The following is a 16,115-nucleotide window of genomic DNA, read 5'->3' as shown; positions in this document are numbered from 1 at the left end:
GGGGCGGTCGTGCGTCCGGCGCCGGCACCCTCCACCCGCGCCGTGTCGCAGCCGTGATCATCTCGAGTCCGCCCCGTGACCTGTTGAGATTTGCGCCACAGCACCGCCGTCCGATATTGGCCTGAACTTTTGTCTCCATCTGGCCGAAATCGCAGGTGGGCGGGGTCGTGGCCGGTTCGCGCGAGGACGGTGTCCCGGGCGCTTTCTAAGAAGGTCCTCAGAAGCCGCTGTGCAACCCTGGCGCAGGCTCTCCCGTCTGACCGGATGACGGGACACCATGCCTGACCAAGGCGGCAGGGGGTAGCCGGAGAACAGCGGAGGACTGAGGACGTATGGCTGACGACAGCAAGGGCACGACGGCGGGATCGCGCCGTCGGCGTGCCGGCGGGTCCCGCGGCCGGCGCCGTAAGCCCCCGGCCCGTCGCAAGGGCTGGCGAATAGCCGCCTGGGCCCTCGCCGGGCTCGTTCTGCTCGGAGGCGGCGGCCTCGGGTTCCTCTACTTCAAGTTCAACGGCAATCTGACCGGCGTCGACATCAACGCCGCGCTGGGCAAGAACCGCCCCCAGGACGTCGACAACGGCTCGCAGGACATCCTCGTCCTCGGCTCCGACTCCCGGGCCGGCGCCAACGCCAAGTACGGCACGGACGAGGGCAGCGCCCGCTCCGACACCGCGATGATCCTGCACGTCTACGAGGGCCACAAGAAGGCCAGCATCGTCAGCATCCCGCGCGACACGATCGTCTCCCGCCCCGAGTGCAAGACGTCCGCGGGCAGGACCACCCCGGCCGTGAAGCGCGCGCAGTTCAACGAGGCGTACTCGATCGGCGGCCCGGCCTGCGCGGTCGCGACCGTCGAGAGCATGACCGGCATCCGGATGGACCACTTCCTGGAGGTCGACTTCGCCGGCTTCCAGAAGATGATCGACAAGCTCGGCGGGGTGGAGGTCACCACCGCCAAGCCCATCCACGACAAGTGGAGCCACCTCGACCTCGCCGCGGGCACCCACACCCTCAACGGCGAGAAGTCCCTCGCGCTCGTCCGCACCCGCAAGGGCGTCGGCGACGGCAGCGACCTCGGCCGGATCAAGCTCCAGCAGACGTTCATCAAGGCGCTGCTGGACCAGATCAAGTCGGTGGGCCTGTTCACCAGCCCCACCAAGCTCTACGGCCTCGCCGACACCGCCACCAAGGCCGTCACCACCGACCGTGAGCTGGCCTCGCTCGACAAGCTGATGAGCTTCGCCAACGGGCTCAAGGGCATCGAGTCGAACGACATGCGCATGGTCACGCTGCCGGTCACGTACGACCCCCGGGACCCCAACCGGGTGGTGCCGCTCGAGGCCGAGTCCGCCGAGGTCTGGAACGCGCTCCGCGCCGACCGGGAGATACCGAAGTCCGCGCTCAAGGACGGCGCGGGCACGAAGACCGACGCGGACAACGCCGTCAAGCAGGTCTCGGCAGGCAAGAGCGCCGACGGGAAGAAGGCTTCCTAGCGGAGCCCCGTCAAGCAGCCGGTCGGCCGGGTGGTAATCGGCCGACCGGGCCCGGCGGCCCCCTCGCGGGCCGCCATCCCGGCCCCCACCTGCACCTTTCCCCCTGCGGCGGCCCCGGGCCCAGGGCCGGGACAACGGGGGAATACCTGGCCGCCACCCCACGTTTTGGGGGATACGGCCAGTACTGGCAAACTGGTACGTCGGCCCCGGTTCACGTAAGGCAATCCCGCCTCTGCGACCCGGCGCCCTCCCGAACCTAGGAGATCCCTTGAAGCGCGACATCCACCCGGATTACGTCGAGACCCAGGTCAGCTGCACCTGTGGCGCCTCGTTCACCACCCGTAGCACCGTCGCGGACGGCACCATCCGTGCCGACGTGTGCTCCGAGTGCCACCCGTTCTACACGGGCAAGCAGAAGATCCTCGACACCGGTGGCCGCGTGGCGCGGTTCGAGGCCCGCTTCGGCAAGGCCGCCGCTGCCAAGAAGTAGCGACCCGCAGGCGCCGGTTCTCGGTCGCCCTTCGCGCGCGAGGGGTGACCGGACCGGCGCTTTGTCGTCCAGCAGGCCCGTCACTTCCAGCTAGGGAAACTTGATGTTCGAGGCAGTCGAGGAACTGATCGGTGAGCACGCCGACCTCGAGAAGCGGCTCGCCGACCCCGCCGTGCACGCGGACCAGGCCAACGCCCGCAAGCTCAACAAGCGCTACGCCGAGCTGACCCCGATCGTCGGGACCTACCGCTCCTGGAAGCAGACCGGCGAGGACATCGAGACCGCGCGCGAGCTCGCCCAGGACGACCCGGACTATGCTGCCGAGTTCGCTAAAGAGGTCAGGGAACTGGACAAGCAGCGCGAGGCGCTCACCGAGAAGCTGCGCCTGCTGCTCGTCCCGCGCGACCCCAGCGACGACAAGGACGTCATCCTCGAGGTCAAGGCGGGTGCGGGCGGCGACGAGTCGGCGCTCTTCGCCGGCGACCTGCTGCGGATGTACCTGCGCTACGCCGAGCGCGTCGGCTGGAAGACCGAGATCATCGACGCCACCGAGTCCGAGCTGGGCGGCTACAAGGACGTCCAGGTCGCCGTGAAGACCAAGGGCGGCAACGGCGCGACCGAGCCCGGCCAGGGCGTCTGGGCGCGGCTGAAGTACGAGGGCGGAGTGCACCGCGTGCAGCGCGTGCCCGCCACCGAGTCCCAGGGCCGGATCCACACCTCCGCCGCCGGCGTGCTCGTCACGCCCGAGGCCGAGGAGATCGACGTCGAGATCCACGCCAACGACCTGCGCATCGACGTCTACCGCTCGTCGGGCCCCGGCGGCCAGTCCGTCAACACCACCGACTCCGCGGTCCGCATCACGCACCTGCCGACCGGCATCGTCGCCTCCTGCCAGAACGAGAAGAGCCAGCTCCAGAACAAGGAGCAGGCCATGCGCATCCTGCGCTCCCGGCTGCTCGCCGCGGCCCAGGAGGAGGCGGAGAAGAACGCCGCCGACGCCCGCCGCAGCCAGGTCCGCACCGTCGACCGCTCCGAGAAGATCCGTACGTACAACTTCCCGGAAAACCGCATCTCCGACCACCGGGTCGGGTTCAAGGCGTACAACTTGGACCAGGTGCTCGACGGCGAGCTGGACCCGGTCATCCAGGCGTGCGTCGACGCCGACTCGGCCGCCAAACTGGCTGACGCCGGCTGACCGACTGAGACAATGCCCCAATGCGGCGTGCGACGCGTCCGCGGTCGCCGGCCGGGCCGATGCATCAAGCCCGACCGACGGCCCAGGACAGCCGCCGTGACGAAAGCGCGAGAGGATCAACGTGAACCTGCTGCTCGCCGAGGTGGCGCAAGCCACCCAGCGGTTGGCCGACGCCGGCGTACCTTCTCCGCGCTTCGACGCGGAGGAGCTGGCCGCGTTCGTGCACGGCGTCAAGCGGGGTGAGCTGCACAACGTGGCCGACGCCGACTTCGACGCCCGCTACTGGGAGGCGGTCGCCCGCCGCGAGGCCCGGGAGCCGCTCCAGCACATCACCGGCCGTGCGTTCTTCCGCTACCTCGAACTCCAGGTGGGCCCCGGAGTCTTCGTGCCCCGCCCCGAGACCGAGTCGGTCGTCGGCTGGGCCATAGACGCCGTACGGGCCATGGACGTCGTCGAGCCCCTGATCGTCGACCTGTGCACCGGCTCCGGGGCCATCGCCCTGGCCCTCGCGCAGGAAGTGCCGCGCTCCCGCGTGCACGCCGTGGAGCTGGACGAGGGCGCCCTCGGCTGGGCCCGCAAGAACGTCGAGGGCTCCCGGGTGTCCCTGCACCACGGCAACGCCCTCACCGCGCTGCCGGAGCTGGACGGCCAGGTCGACCTGGTCATCAGCAACCCGCCGTACATCCCGCTCACCGAGTGGGAGTTCGTGGCGCCCGAGGCCCGCGACCACGACCCGCAGCTCGCGCTGTTCTCCGGCGAGGACGGCCTCGACACCATCCGCGGCATCGAGCGCACCGCCCACCGGCTGCTGCGCCCGGGCGGCGTCGTCGTCATCGAGCACGCCGACACCCAGGGCGGCCAGGTGCCGTGGATCTTCACCGAGGAGAAGGGCTGGGCGGATGCTGCCGACCACCCCGATCTCAACAACCGCCCACGCTTCGCGACGGCCCGTAGGGCGACGGCGTGACCGGGGCAACGGCACCTAATCGCTTCGCGAAGGAGATGTGATGGCACGGCGATACGACTGCAGCGACGCGACCGACCGCAAGACCGGTCTGCGCGAAGCCGCCGCCGCGGTCCGCCGCGGCGAGCTGGTCGTGCTGCCCACCGACACCGTCTACGGCATCGGTGCGGACGCCTTCAGCCGCGAGGCCGTCGGCGACCTCCTGGAGGCCAAGGGGCGCGGCCGTGGCATGCCCACGCCCGTACTCGTCGGTTCTCCGAACACCCTGCACGGGCTGGTCACGGACTTCTCCGAGCAGGCCTGGGAGCTGGTCGACGCCTTCTGGCCCGGCGCGCTCACCCTGGTCGCCAACCACCAGCCGTCGCTGACCTGGGACCTGGGCGAGACGCACGGCACCGTCGCCGTGCGGATGCCGCTGCACCCCGTCGCCATCGAGCTGCTCACCGAGTTCGGCCCCATGGCCGTCTCCAGCGCCAACCTCACGGGCCACCCGGCCCCGCAGGACTGCGACTCCGCGCAGGAGATGCTCGGCGACTCCGTCTCGGTCTACCTCGACGGCGGCTCCACCCCGGACAACGTCCCCTCCTCCATCGTCGACGTCACCGGCAAGGTGCCCGTGCTGCTGCGCGCCGGCGCGCTCAGCGCCGAGCAGCTGCGCGAGGTAGTCCCCGATCTCGAGGTGGCCAATTGATCGCCCCGCAGGGGCGTGGCATAGCGGGACCGGACACCCATGACCCCGGCCACCGGCCCGGGGTCCCCACCTTCCGCATCCTCCACGTCAGCACCGGCAACGTCTGCCGCTCGCCCATCACCGAGCGGCTGACCCGCCATGCCCTCTCCGACCGCCTCGGCGACCCCCTCACGGGCGGTCTCGTGGTGGAGAGCGCCGGCACCTGGGGACACGAGGGAGCCCCGATGGAGGCGCACGCGGCCACCGTCCTGGCCGACCTCGGCGCCGACCCGGACGGGTTCATCGGCCGTGAGCTGCTGGACGAGCACGTCATCCGCGCCGATCTCGTGCTCACCGCCACCCGCGACCACCGCGCCCAGGTCATCTCCATGGGCCACTCCGCGGGGCTGCGGACGTTCACGCTCAAGGAGTTCACCCGCCTGGTGCGGGCGATAGACCCCGCGACGCTGCCCGACCCCGAACAGGCCGGTGGCGTGGTCGACCGCGCCCGCGCCCTGGTGCAGGCCGCCGCCGCGCTGCGCGGCTGGCTGCTCGCCCCCAACGCGGAGGCCGACGAGGTCCACGACCCCTACGGCGCCCCGATCACCTTCTTCCGCTCCATCGGTGACGAGATCAACCAGGCACTCGACCCGGTCGTCACCGCACTCACTGGGGTACCTGCCCGCGCCTAGCCCGAGTGGGCGCGGGCAGGTATCCCGTACGCACACCGGGCAGGCGGGCCGGCACGGGCCTACATTGGGGTGGAGACCATCGCACCCGCACACCGGAGCCAGCGATGCCCGTCACCCCCACGCCCACGAAGGGCGCCAGCGCGGAAGGTGCCACCGGTCACCCCGCATGGGGCCCCGGCTTCGACGCCCTGCTGCGCCAGGACCCCGAGATGGCCGGAATCCTCCTCGGTGAGGCGAACCGGCAGGCCACCGGGATCCAGCTCATCGCCGCCGAGAACTTCACCTCGCCCGCCGTCCTCGCCGCCCTCGGCTCCCCGCTGGCCAACAAGTACGCCGAGGGCTATCCCGGCGCCCGCCACCACGGCGGCTGCGAGCTGGTCGACGTCGCCGAGCGCATCGCCGTCGACCGCGCCAAGGACCTCTTCGGCGCCGCGCACGCCAACGTCCAGCCGCACTCCGGCACCGCCGCCGTCCTGGCCGCCTACGCCGCCCTGCTGCGCCCCGGCGACACCGTCCTGGCCATGGCCCTCACCCACGGCGGGCACCTCACGCACGGCTCACCGGCGAACTTCTCGGGCCGCTGGTACGACTTCGTCGGCTACGGGGTCCGCGAGGAGACCGGCCTGATCGACTACGCGCGGGTCCGTGCCCTGGCCCGGGAGCACCGGCCCAAGGCGATCGTCTGTGGCTCGATCTCGTACCCCCGGCACCCCGACTACGCCGCCTTCCGTGACATCTGCGACGAGACCGGCGCCTATCTCGTCGTCGACGCCGCGCACCCCATCGGCCTGGTCGCCGGGGGAGCGGCGCCCAGCCCCGTGCCGTACGCGGACGTGGTGTGCGCCACCACGCACAAGGTGCTGCGCGGCCCGCGCGGCGGGCTGCTGCTGTGCGGCGCGGAGCTGGCGGACCGGATCGACCGGGCGGTGTTCCCGCTCACGCAGGGCGGCCCGCAGATGCACACCGTGGCGGCGAAGGCGGTCGCCTTCGGCGAGGCCGCGACCCCGGCGTTCACCGCGTACGTCCATCGGGTGGTGGCCAACGCCCGCGCGCTGGCCACCGCGCTGGCCGCGGAGGGACTCACCGTGACCACGGGCGGCACGGACACCCACCTGATCACCGCGCACCTCGGCGGGCTCGCCCCGGACGCCGCCGCGGCCCGCGGCCGGCTCGCGGCGGCGGGCATCGTCCTGGACACCTGTGGGCTGCCCTACGGCACCACTCGCGGCCTGCGGCTGGGTACCGCGGCGGTCACCACCCAGGGCATGGGAGAGGCCGAGATGGGCCGCCTGGCGGCCCTCATGGGCACCGCGCTGCGCGGGGACGGGCCGGGCGGCGCCGTCCGGGACGCGGTGCTGCGCCTGGCAGCGGACTTCCCGCCCTATCCGGACCGTTTCTGACCCTCCGCAACCGCCCGGGCGTGGCCAACGTCTCCAGCCACATTCACAGATCGGGGGCGGACGCGAATATGGTGTGGGGCTGTGATGTCCAGCGAAAACTCTGGGGCAGCCCGTGCGTGAATATCTGCTGACGCTGTGCGTCACCGCAGCGGTCACTTATCTGCTGACGGGTCCGGTGCGGAAGTTCGCCATCGCGGCCGGGGCGATGCCGGAGATCCGCGCGCGGGACGTGCACCGCGAACCGACGCCGCGGCTCGGCGGTATCGCGATGTTCGGCGGGCTGTGCGCGGGGCTGCTGGTGGCCGCGCACCTGTCGAACCTCAAGAGCGTCTTCGAGCTGTCCAACGAGCCCCGGGCGCTGCTCTCCGGAGCCGGGCTGATCTGGCTGCTGGGCGTGCTGGACGACAAGTGGGGCGTGGACGCCCTGGTCAAGCTCGGCGGGCAGATGATCGCCGCCGGTGTGATGGTGCTCCAGGGTCTGACGATCCTGTGGATCCCGGTGCCCGGTGTGGGACCGGTCTCACTCACGCCGATGCAGGGCACGCTGCTGACCGTCGCGCTGGTCGTCATCACCATCAACGCCGTGAACTTCGTGGACGGTCTGGACGGGCTGGCGTCGGGCATGGTCTGCATCGCCGCCGCCGCGTTCTTCATGTACACCTACCGGATCTGGTTCGGGTACGGGCTGGAGGCGGCCGCGCCCGCGACGCTGTTCGCGGCGGTCCTGATGGGCATGTGCCTGGGCTTCCTGCCGCACAACATGCATCCTGCCCGGATCTTCATGGGCGACTCCGGGTCGATGCTGATCGGCCTGGTGCTGGCCGCGGGCGCCATCTCGGTGACCGGGCAGCTCGACCCCGACGCGCTCAGTCTCTTCGTCGGTTCCGAGCGGGCGGCCGTGCACGCCACGGTGCCGGTCTACATCCCGCTGCTGCTGCCGCTCACGGTGATCGCGGTGCCGGTCGCGGACCTGCTGCTGGCCATCGTCCGCCGGACCTGGAACGGCCAGTCGCCGTTCGCCGCCGACCGCGGGCACCTGCACCACCGGCTGCTGGAGATCGGCCACTCGCACAGCCGCGCCGTGCTGATCATGTACTTCTGGTCGGCGCTCATCGCCTTCGGCACCGTCGCCTACTCGGTGCACTCGGCGAGTGTCTGGATCCTGCTGGTCATCGTGGCGCTCAGCGCGGTCGGCCTGGTCCTGTTGCTGCTGCCGCGCTTCACCCCGCGCGCCCCGCGGTGGGCCGAGGCGTTCGTGCCGCCGCGCTACCGCCGCCGTAAGTCGGTCGTGGTGGCCCTGGCGGGAGGAGCCGGAGGAGCCGGCGAGGGTGCGGGCATCGGGGAGCAGCGCGAGCCCGTTCCGGCGGGGCTGCACGGGGCGACGGCCATCGGCGACCGCTCGCGCTTCCCGCACACCAGGAAGATCAGCAGCCACCGCTGACCCGGCGGCCCGAGCGGGACCGGCCCCGGAAGGAATCAGGTTTCGCGGAGGGCTTTTAGCAGAGAAATATGGGGCTCGTCAGCCCTATGACCAGCACATTCACCCTTGTGTGTGAGGGCCAGCACACGATGTAGGTAAAGACCTCATCAAATAGTTTGTGATACCGTTCACTAAACCCGGTGCTAGAGCCGAAGGACCGTAGTGCGGCGGCCCTTCGTCGCGAGTCACGTCTCACTCCCGGGGATACGCTCGTCCACGACGAATCGTTGCTTCCGACCTCTCGCCGGAGAAACCCTTCATGCAGTCCAACGACGCTCGAACACTCCTGCACTGCGCCGTCCCGACCGCCGTCGCCGGTGTTGTCGCTGTCGCCGTCAGCGGTGTCCTCGCCGGCGGCAAGGGCGCGATCGGCGCGGCCGTCGGCACGGCCGTCGCGGGTGGCGTCATGGCCCTGGGTCTCTATGTGCTCCAGCGCACCGCGAAGTCGTTCCCGCACCTGTTCCAGGCCATGGGCCTGGTGCTGTACGTGACCCAGTTCCTGATCTCCGCCGTCGTTCTGGCGGTCTTCCGGGACACCTCGCTTTTCAACACCCGGGCCTTCGCCTTCGCCCTGCTCGCCGCAGTCCTGGTGTGGACGGCGGCCCAGACGCGTGCCTACATGAAGGCCAAGATCCTTTATGTGGAACCGGAATCCTCCGAGGCGCAGAAGTCCGCGCCCGCAGGGTCTCCGTCGTGACCGGTAGGGCCGCCATAAAGGTGCCGGCGCTCACCTGCTATCGTCCGGTGCCATCTGAGGCACAGTGGGCGCAGGCAGCTGAACTCCCGAGTATCCCGGGACGGAATCGGCGGTCCATGCAGCTGATGCCGCTTACGCCGACCGGTTCCGCGCCGGTCACCTGCCCCCCCATCCGCAAGACCAGTCCAGTGCCGTTCCGCGGCTGTGCGCCGCGCCGACACAACGAGGTTGCCGTACCTATGCGCCACGCTGAAGGAGCTCGCGGTGAGTGCTGAACAGATGCTCGCCTTCGAGACCGATTGCCACATCTTCGATGGGTGCGGCTTCCCAGCCCCAGGCCTTCACTCGTTCTTGTTTGAACCGATCTTCAGCATCGGTGGCTTCGACTTCAACAAGCCGATGCTGCTGGCCGTGCTGGGCACGTTCCTGATCATCGGTTTCTTCTGGGCGGCGTTCGGCCGGGCGAAGGTGGTCCCGGGCAAGCTGCAGATGGTCGGTGAGGCGGGCTACGACTTCGTACGCCGCGGCATCGTCTACGAGGCGCTCGGCAAGAAGGAGGGCGAGAAGTACGTCCCCTTCATGGTCTCGCTGTTCTTCTTCGTCTGGATCATGAACCTCTGGTCGATCATTCCGGTCGCCCAGTTCCCCGTGACCTCGATCATCGCCTTCCCGGCGGCGCTCGCGCTGATCGTCTACGTCCTGTGGATGTACCTGACGTTCAAGAAGCACGGCTTCGTCGGCGGTCTGAAGAACATCACCGGCTACGACAAGTCGCTCGGTGGCGTCCTCCCGCTCGCCGTGACCCTGGAGTTCTTCTCGAACGTGCTGGTCAGGCCGTTCACCCACGCGGTGCGACTCTTCGCCAACATGTTCGCCGGTCACCTGCTGATCCTGATGTTCACCATCGCCAGCTGGTACCTGCTGAACGGGATCGGCATCGCCTACGCGGGCGTCTCGTTCGTGATGACCATCGTGATGACCGCCTTCGAGCTGTTCATCCAGGCCGTCCAGGCGTACGTCTTCGTGCTGCTGGCCACCAACTACGTTCAGGGCGCGCTCGCCGAGCACCACTGAGTGCCCTCGCCTCCCAGTCCAACAATCGTCCGGTGGCCAACCCCCACCGGTCCGTGAAAGAGAAGGAAGAACGAGCATGTCTGCTGCTCTCCAGACCATCGCCGCTGGTGTCGAGATCAAGGGCAACCTCGGCTCGATCGGCTACGGCCTCGCCGCGATCGGCCCCGGCGTCGGCGTCGGCATCGTCTTCGGTAACGGCACCCAGGCCCTGGCCCGTCAGCCCGAGGCCGCCGGCCTGATCCGCGCCAACCAGATCCTCGGCTTCGCCTTCTGTGAGGCGCTCGCCCTGATCGGTCTGGTCATGCCGTTCGTCTACCCGTCCTCCTGATCACCGTCTGACGACCACTGTTTGCGACGGAAGGCATTGATGTGAAAGCCCTGCTCTTGGCGAGCGAGGGGGAAGTAGAAGCTCCCCTTCTGCCGCCGATCCCAGAGCTCGTCATCGGTCTGATCGCCTTCGCCATCGTCTTCTTCTTCCTGGCCAAGAAGCTCTCTCCGAAGATCAACAAGGTCCTGGAAGAGCGCCGCGAGGCCATCGAAGGCGGCCTGGAGAAGGCCGAGGCCGCGCAGGCCGAGGCCCAGCAGGTGCTCGACGACTACCGGGCACAGCTCGCCGACGCCCGCCACGAGGCCGCGCGTCTGCGCCAGGAGGCGCAGGAGCAGGGCGTCGCGATGATCGCCGAGATGCGGACCGAGGGTCAGCGTCAGCGCGAGGAGATCATTGCGGCCGGCCACGCCCAGATCGAGGCCGACCGCAAGTCCGCAGCGGCTTCGCTGCGACAGGACGTGGGCCAGCTGGCCGGCGACCTGGCGGCCAAGCTCGTGGGTGAGTCCCTCAAGGACGCCACCCGGCAGAGCCGGACCATCGACCGCTTCCTCGACGAACTCGAGAACAAGTCGGCCGATACGGCGAAGGCAGAGGTGACCCGATGAGCGGAGCGAGCCGCGAGGCCCTGGCCTCCGCACGCGAGAGCCTCGACGCGCTGGCGGACAACACGTCCGTGGACGCGGCGAAGCTCGCCGGCGAGCTTGCCGCCGTCACCGCGCTGCTCGACCGCGAGGTGTCGCTGCGTCGGGTCCTGACCGACCCGGCGCAGTCCGGCGAGGCCAAGGCCGAGCTTGCCCGGCGGCTGCTGGGCGGCCAGGTGGGCGGCGAGACCGCCGATCTGGTGGCCGGCATGGTCCGTTCCCGCTGGTCGCGTTCGCGTGACCTGGTGGACGCGATCGAGGAGCTGGCCGACAGCGCCGACTTCATCGCGGCGCAGCGGACGGATGTCCTGGACGACGTCGAGGACGAGCTGTTCCGCTTCGGCCGGATCGTCACCTCGACCACCGAGCTGCGGTCGGCGCTGACCGACAAGGTCGCGAGCCGTTCGGCCAAGGCCGAGCTGCTGCACAGCCTGCTGGGCGGCCGGGCCAACCCGGTCACCGAGCGTCTGGTGATCCGACTCGTCACGCACCCGCGTGGACGTAGCCTGGAAGCGGGGCTCACCGCCCTCTCCAAGCTGGCCGCCGACCGCCGGGACCGGATGGTCGCGGAGGTCAGGTCCGCGGTGCCGCTGAACGACCGGCAGAAGCAGCGCCTCGGTGAGGCGCTCGCCAAGCTGTACGGGCGGCGTGTGCACCTCAACCTGGACGTGGACCCCGAGGTTCTCGGTGGTGTCCAGGTGCGGATCGGTGACGAGGTCATCAACGGCACCATCGCGGACCGTCTCGCCGAGGCGAGCCGCCGGATGGCCGGCTGACAGCCACCAACTCAAGAGCATGACTGACGGCCCGAGTTGGGCCGACGGTGTCCTCTGGAGGGCTTCCTCCAGAGAAGAAATACTTCGGGCCCAACAAGGAGAGCAGGGAACCCAGATGGCGGAGCTCACGATCCGGCCGGAGGAGATCCGGGACGCGCTGGAGAACTTTGTCCAGGCGTACAAGCCGGACGCGGCCTCGCGCGAGGAGGTCGGTACGGTCAGCGTTGCCGGCGACGGCATCGCGAAGGTCGAGGGTCTTCCCTCGGCCATGGCGAACGAGCTGCTGCGGTTCGAGGACGGAACCCTCGGTCTCGCCCTCAACCTCGAGGAGCGCGAGATCGGTGCGGTCGTCCTCGGCGAGTTCAGCGGCATCGAGGAGGGCCAGCCGGTGCAGCGCACCGGTGAGGTGCTCTCCGTCGCGGTAGGCGAGGGTTACCTCGGCCGCGTCGTCGACCCGCTGGGCAACCCGATCGACGGCCTCGGCGAGATCGCGACCGAAGGTCGCCGCGCCCTGGAGCTGCAGGCTCCTGGCGTCATGGTCCGTAAGTCGGTGCACGAGCCGATGCAGACCGGCCTCAAGGCCGTCGACGCGATGGTGCCGATCGGCCGTGGCCAGCGTCAGCTGATCATCGGCGACCGCCAGACCGGCAAGACCGCGCTGGCCGTCGACACGATCATCAACCAGCGCGACAACTGGCGCTCCGGCGACCCGAAGAAGCAGGTCCGCTGCATCTACGTCGCCATCGGCCAGAAGGGCTCCACCATCGCGTCCGTGCGCGGTGCGCTGGAGGAGGCCGGCGCCCTGGAGTACACGACGATCGTCGCCGCTCCGGCGTCCGACCCGGCGGGCTTCAAGTACCTCGCCCCGTACACCGGCTCGGCCATCGGCCAGCACTGGATGTACCAGGGCAAGCACGTCCTGATCGTCTTCGACGACCTGTCGAAGCAGGCCGACGCCTACCGCGCCGTGTCCCTGCTGCTGCGCCGCCCGCCGGGCCGTGAGGCCTACCCGGGTGACGTCTTCTACCTGCACTCGCGTCTGCTGGAGCGCTGCGCCAAGCTCTCCGACGAGATGGGCGCCGGTTCGATGACGGGTCTGCCGATCGTCGAGACCAAGGCGAACGACGTGTCGGCGTTCATCCCGACCAACGTCATCTCCATCACCGACGGCCAGTGCTTCCTGGAGTCCGACCTGTTCAACGCGGGCCAGCGCCCGGCGCTGAACGTCGGTATCTCGGTCTCCCGCGTCGGTGGCTCGGCCCAGCACAAGGCCATGAAGCAGGTCTCCGGCCGACTCCGTGTCGACCTCGCCCAGTACCGCGAGCTGGAGGCGTTCGCCGCCTTCGGTTCCGACCTGGACGCGGCCTCGAAGTCGCAGCTGGAGCGCGGCAAGCGCATGGTCGAGCTGCTGAAGCAGGGCCAGTACGCCCCGTACTCGGTCGAGAACCAGGTCGTCTCCGTCTGGGCCGGCACCACCGGCAAGATGGACGACGTGCCGGTCGAGGACATCCAGCGCTTCGAGCGCGAGATGCTCGACTACCTGGGCCGCGAGCACAAGGGCCTGATGGACAGCATTGTCGAGGGCGGCAAGATGTCCGACGACACCCTCCAGGCGCTCGCCGACGCCATCGCCACCTTCAAGAAGCAGTTCGAGACCTCGGACGGCAAGCTTCTCGGTGACGACGCCACGGCCGGCTCCGCGAAGTGACGACGACGGAAGGGACCTGATCCATGGGAGCCCAGCTCCGGGTCTACAAGCGTCGCATCCGCTCCGTCACCGCGACCAAGAAGATCACCAAGGCGATGGAGATGATCGCCGCCTCGCGCATCGTCAAGGCGCAGCGCCAGGTGGCGGCATCGACGCCGTACGCGAGTGAGCTCACCCGCGCGGTGACGGCGGTTGCCACCGGCTCGAACACCAAGCACGCCCTCACCACCGAGGTCGAGAACCCGGTCCGCGCCGCGGTGCTGCTCGTCACGAGCGACCGCGGTCTGGCCGGCGGCTACTCCTCCAACGCCATCAAGGCCGCGGACAAGCTCACCGAGCGCCTGCGCTCGGAGGGCAAGGACGTCGTGACGTACATCATCGGCCGCAAGGGCGTGGCGTACTACGGCTTCCGGGAGCGCCCGGTCGCGGAGTCGTGGACCGGCTTCACCGACAGCCCGACCTACGCGGACGCCAAGAAGGTCGCGGGCCCGCTCATCGACGCGGTCCAGCTGGACACCGCCGAGGGCGGCGTCGACGAGCTGCACATCGTCTTCACCGAGTTCGTCTCGATGATGACGCAGTCGCCGGTGGAGAAGCGGCTGCTGCCGCTCAGCCTCGAGGCGACGGACGAGGACGAGGAGGCCGGCAAGGGCAAGATCCTTCCGCTCTTCGAGTTCGAGCCGTCGGCCGAGGACGTCCTCGACGCGCTGCTGCCGCGGTACGTCGAGAGCCGGATCTACAACGCGCTGCTGCAGTCGGCTGCCTCCGAGCACGCCGCCCGCCGTCGCGCGATGAAGTCGGCGACCGACAACGCCGGCGAACTCATCAAGTCGCTCTCGCGGCTTGCGAACGCGGCCCGACAGGCCGAAATCACCCAGGAAATCAGCGAGATCGTCGGTGGCTCCAGTGCCCTGGCCGACGCGAACGCGGGGAGTGACTGACCACTATGACCACTGTTGAAACCGCCACGGCCACCGGCCGCGTCGCGCGGGTCATCGGCCCGGTCGTCGACGTGGAGTTCCCCGTCGACGCGATGCCGGAGATCTACAACGCGCTGCACGTCCAGGTCGCCGACCCGGCCGAGGACGGCAAGCTCAAGACGCTGACCCTCGAGGTCGCCCAGCACCTGGGCGACGGCCTGGTCCGCGCCATCTCCATGCAGCCCACCGACGGTCTGGTCCGCCAGGCCGCGGTGACCGACACCGGTGCGGGCATCACGGTGCCCGTCGGTGACGTCACCAAGGGCAAGGTGTTCAACACCCTCGGCGAGATCCTGAACGTGGACCCGTCCACGGTCGAGGTCACCGAGCGCTGGCCGATCCACCGCAAGGCCCCGAACTTCGACCAGCTCGAGTCGAAGACCGAGATGTTCGAGACCGGCGTCAAGGTCATCGACCTGCTGACCCCGTACGTCAAGGGCGGCAAGATCGGTCTGTTCGGTGGTGCCGGTGTCGGCAAGACCGTGCTGATCCAGGAAATGATCTACCGCGTGGCCAACAACCACGACGGTGTGTCGGTGTTCGCCGGTGTCGGTGAGCGCACTCGTGAGGGCAACGACCTCATCGAGGAAATGACCGACTCGGGCGTCATCGACAAGACGGCGCTCGTCTTCGGCCAGATGGACGAGCCCCCGGGCACCCGTCTGCGCGTCGCCCTGGCCGGTCTGACCATGGCGGAGTACTTCCGCGATGTGCAGAAGCAGGACGTGCTCTTCTTCATCGACAACATCTTCCGGTACACCCAGGCCGGTTCCGAGGTGTCCACCCTGCTCGGCCGTATGCCGTCCGCGGTGGGTTACCAGCCGAACCTGGCGGACGAGATGGGTCTGCTGCAGGAGCGCATCACCTCGACGCGTGGTCACTCGATCACGTCGATGCAGGCGATCTACGTCCCCGCGGACGACCTGACCGACCCGGCCCCGGCCACGACCTTCGCGCACCTCGACGCGACGACCGTGCTGTCGCGTCCGATCTCGGAGAAGGGCATCTACCCGGCGGTCGACCCGCTGGACTCGACGTCCCGCATCCTGGACCCGCGCTACATCGCGCAGGAGCACTACGACGCCGCCATGCGCGTCAAGACGATCCTGCAGAAGTACAAGGACCTCCAGGACATCATCGCGATCCTCGGTATCGACGAGCTGGGCGAGGAGGACAAGCTCGTTGTCCACCGTGCCCGTCGCGTCGAGCGCTTCCTGTCGCAGAACACCCACGTGGCGAAGCAGTTCACCGGCGTGGACGGTTCGGACGTGCCGCTGGACGAGTCGATCGCCGCGTTCAACGCGATCTGCGACGGCGACTACGACCACTTCCCCGAGCAGGCGTTCTTCATGTGTGGTGGCCTCGAGGACCTCAAGGCCAACGCCAAGGAGCTGGGCGTCTCCTGATCCCCGGGCTCGCGGAGCCCTGTGATCAGCGGTCCGGGGGCGGGGCCATCCCGCCCCCGGACCGTACGTCCCCTATTCTTTGACCCAACACCTGTCAGACCCGGCAGGTGGAGACCCGAGG

The 16,115-nt window shown here is 69.3% G+C and carries 16 protein-coding genes; all 16 read left to right on the top strand.

The features are described from left to right. Nucleotides 1-332: 332 nt before the first annotated feature. The gene (locus FHS38_RS08785; RefSeq protein ID WP_184732571.1) at nt 333-1,493 is read left to right on the top strand and encodes an LCP family protein; all 1,161 of its coding nucleotides are present in this window, start codon (nt 333-335) and stop codon (nt 1,491-1,493) included. Nucleotides 1,494-1,761: 268 nt separating this feature from the next. Beyond that, nucleotides 1,762-1,983, top strand: a complete 222-nt coding sequence (gene rpmE, locus FHS38_RS08780; RefSeq protein WP_087926259.1) for a 50S ribosomal protein L31 — start codon at nt 1,762-1,764, stop codon at nt 1,981-1,983. Between the two features lie 103 nt (nt 1,984-2,086). After that, entirely contained in the window at nt 2,087-3,178 is a 1,092-nt protein-coding gene (gene prfA, locus FHS38_RS08775) for a peptide chain release factor 1 (protein WP_184732569.1), read from the top strand. Between the two features lie 121 nt (nt 3,179-3,299). After that, on the top strand, nt 3,300-4,145 hold the full coding sequence (gene prmC / locus FHS38_RS08770; protein WP_130879930.1) for a peptide chain release factor N(5)-glutamine methyltransferase: 846 nt from the start codon (nt 3,300-3,302) through the stop codon (nt 4,143-4,145). 40 nt (nt 4,146-4,185) lie between these two features. After that, entirely contained in the window at nt 4,186-4,833 is a 648-nt protein-coding gene (locus tag FHS38_RS08765) for an L-threonylcarbamoyladenylate synthase (RefSeq protein WP_130879931.1), read from the top strand. After that, complete coding sequence (locus FHS38_RS08760) at nt 4,830-5,504, top strand: arsenate reductase/protein-tyrosine-phosphatase family protein (RefSeq protein ID WP_221494752.1); 675 nt, start codon at nt 4,830-4,832, stop codon at nt 5,502-5,504. The genes FHS38_RS08765 and FHS38_RS08760 overlap by 4 nt, the downstream gene beginning before the upstream one ends. A gap of 104 nt (nt 5,505-5,608) precedes the next feature. After that, the gene (glyA, locus tag FHS38_RS08755) at nt 5,609-6,904 is read left to right on the top strand and encodes a serine hydroxymethyltransferase (protein WP_184732567.1); all 1,296 of its coding nucleotides are present in this window, start codon (nt 5,609-5,611) and stop codon (nt 6,902-6,904) included. A gap of 112 nt (nt 6,905-7,016) precedes the next feature. Continuing rightward, nucleotides 7,017-8,345, top strand: coding sequence for an MraY family glycosyltransferase (locus FHS38_RS08750; RefSeq protein WP_229822731.1), 1,329 nt, complete (start codon nt 7,017-7,019; stop codon nt 8,343-8,345). Between the two features lie 298 nt (nt 8,346-8,643). Next, the gene (locus FHS38_RS08745) at nt 8,644-9,081 is read left to right on the top strand and encodes a Cg1360 family ATP-synthase-associated protein (RefSeq protein WP_184732566.1); all 438 of its coding nucleotides are present in this window, start codon (nt 8,644-8,646) and stop codon (nt 9,079-9,081) included. A gap of 279 nt (nt 9,082-9,360) precedes the next feature. Next, nucleotides 9,361-10,155 (top strand): F0F1 ATP synthase subunit A, encoded by a 795-nt coding sequence (gene atpB, locus FHS38_RS08740; protein ID WP_130880319.1) that lies wholly within the window; start codon nt 9,361-9,363, stop codon nt 10,153-10,155. A gap of 76 nt (nt 10,156-10,231) precedes the next feature. After that, nucleotides 10,232-10,483, top strand: coding sequence for an ATP synthase F0 subunit C (gene atpE, locus FHS38_RS08735; RefSeq protein WP_030367998.1), 252 nt, complete (start codon nt 10,232-10,234; stop codon nt 10,481-10,483). Between the two features lie 41 nt (nt 10,484-10,524). Then, on the top strand, nt 10,525-11,088 hold the full coding sequence (locus tag FHS38_RS08730) for a F0F1 ATP synthase subunit B (RefSeq protein WP_184732564.1): 564 nt from the start codon (nt 10,525-10,527) through the stop codon (nt 11,086-11,088). Further along, nucleotides 11,085-11,900, top strand: a complete 816-nt coding sequence (locus tag FHS38_RS08725; protein WP_184732562.1) for a F0F1 ATP synthase subunit delta — start codon at nt 11,085-11,087, stop codon at nt 11,898-11,900. Before FHS38_RS08730 ends, FHS38_RS08725 begins: the two co-directional genes overlap by 4 nt. Nucleotides 11,901-12,015: 115 nt before the next feature. Continuing rightward, nucleotides 12,016-13,608, top strand: coding sequence for a F0F1 ATP synthase subunit alpha (gene atpA / locus FHS38_RS08720; RefSeq protein ID WP_184732560.1), 1,593 nt, complete (start codon nt 12,016-12,018; stop codon nt 13,606-13,608). A gap of 23 nt (nt 13,609-13,631) precedes the next feature. Beyond that, nucleotides 13,632-14,549: a F0F1 ATP synthase subunit gamma gene (locus FHS38_RS08715; RefSeq protein ID WP_184732558.1), complete on the top strand. Its 918-nt coding sequence runs from the start codon at nt 13,632-13,634 to the stop codon at nt 14,547-14,549. 5 nt (nt 14,550-14,554) lie between these two features. Then, on the top strand, nt 14,555-15,994 hold the full coding sequence (gene atpD, locus FHS38_RS08710; protein WP_184732556.1) for a F0F1 ATP synthase subunit beta: 1,440 nt from the start codon (nt 14,555-14,557) through the stop codon (nt 15,992-15,994). The last annotated feature ends 121 nt before the right edge of the window (nt 15,995-16,115 follow it).

Origin of the sequence: Streptomyces netropsis (genome assembly GCF_014203545.1) — a bacterium.
GTDB classification, from domain to species: domain Bacteria; phylum Actinomycetota; class Actinomycetes; order Streptomycetales; family Streptomycetaceae; genus Streptomyces; species Streptomyces netropsis.
This window is presented reverse-complemented; position numbering and strand designations above follow the sequence as displayed.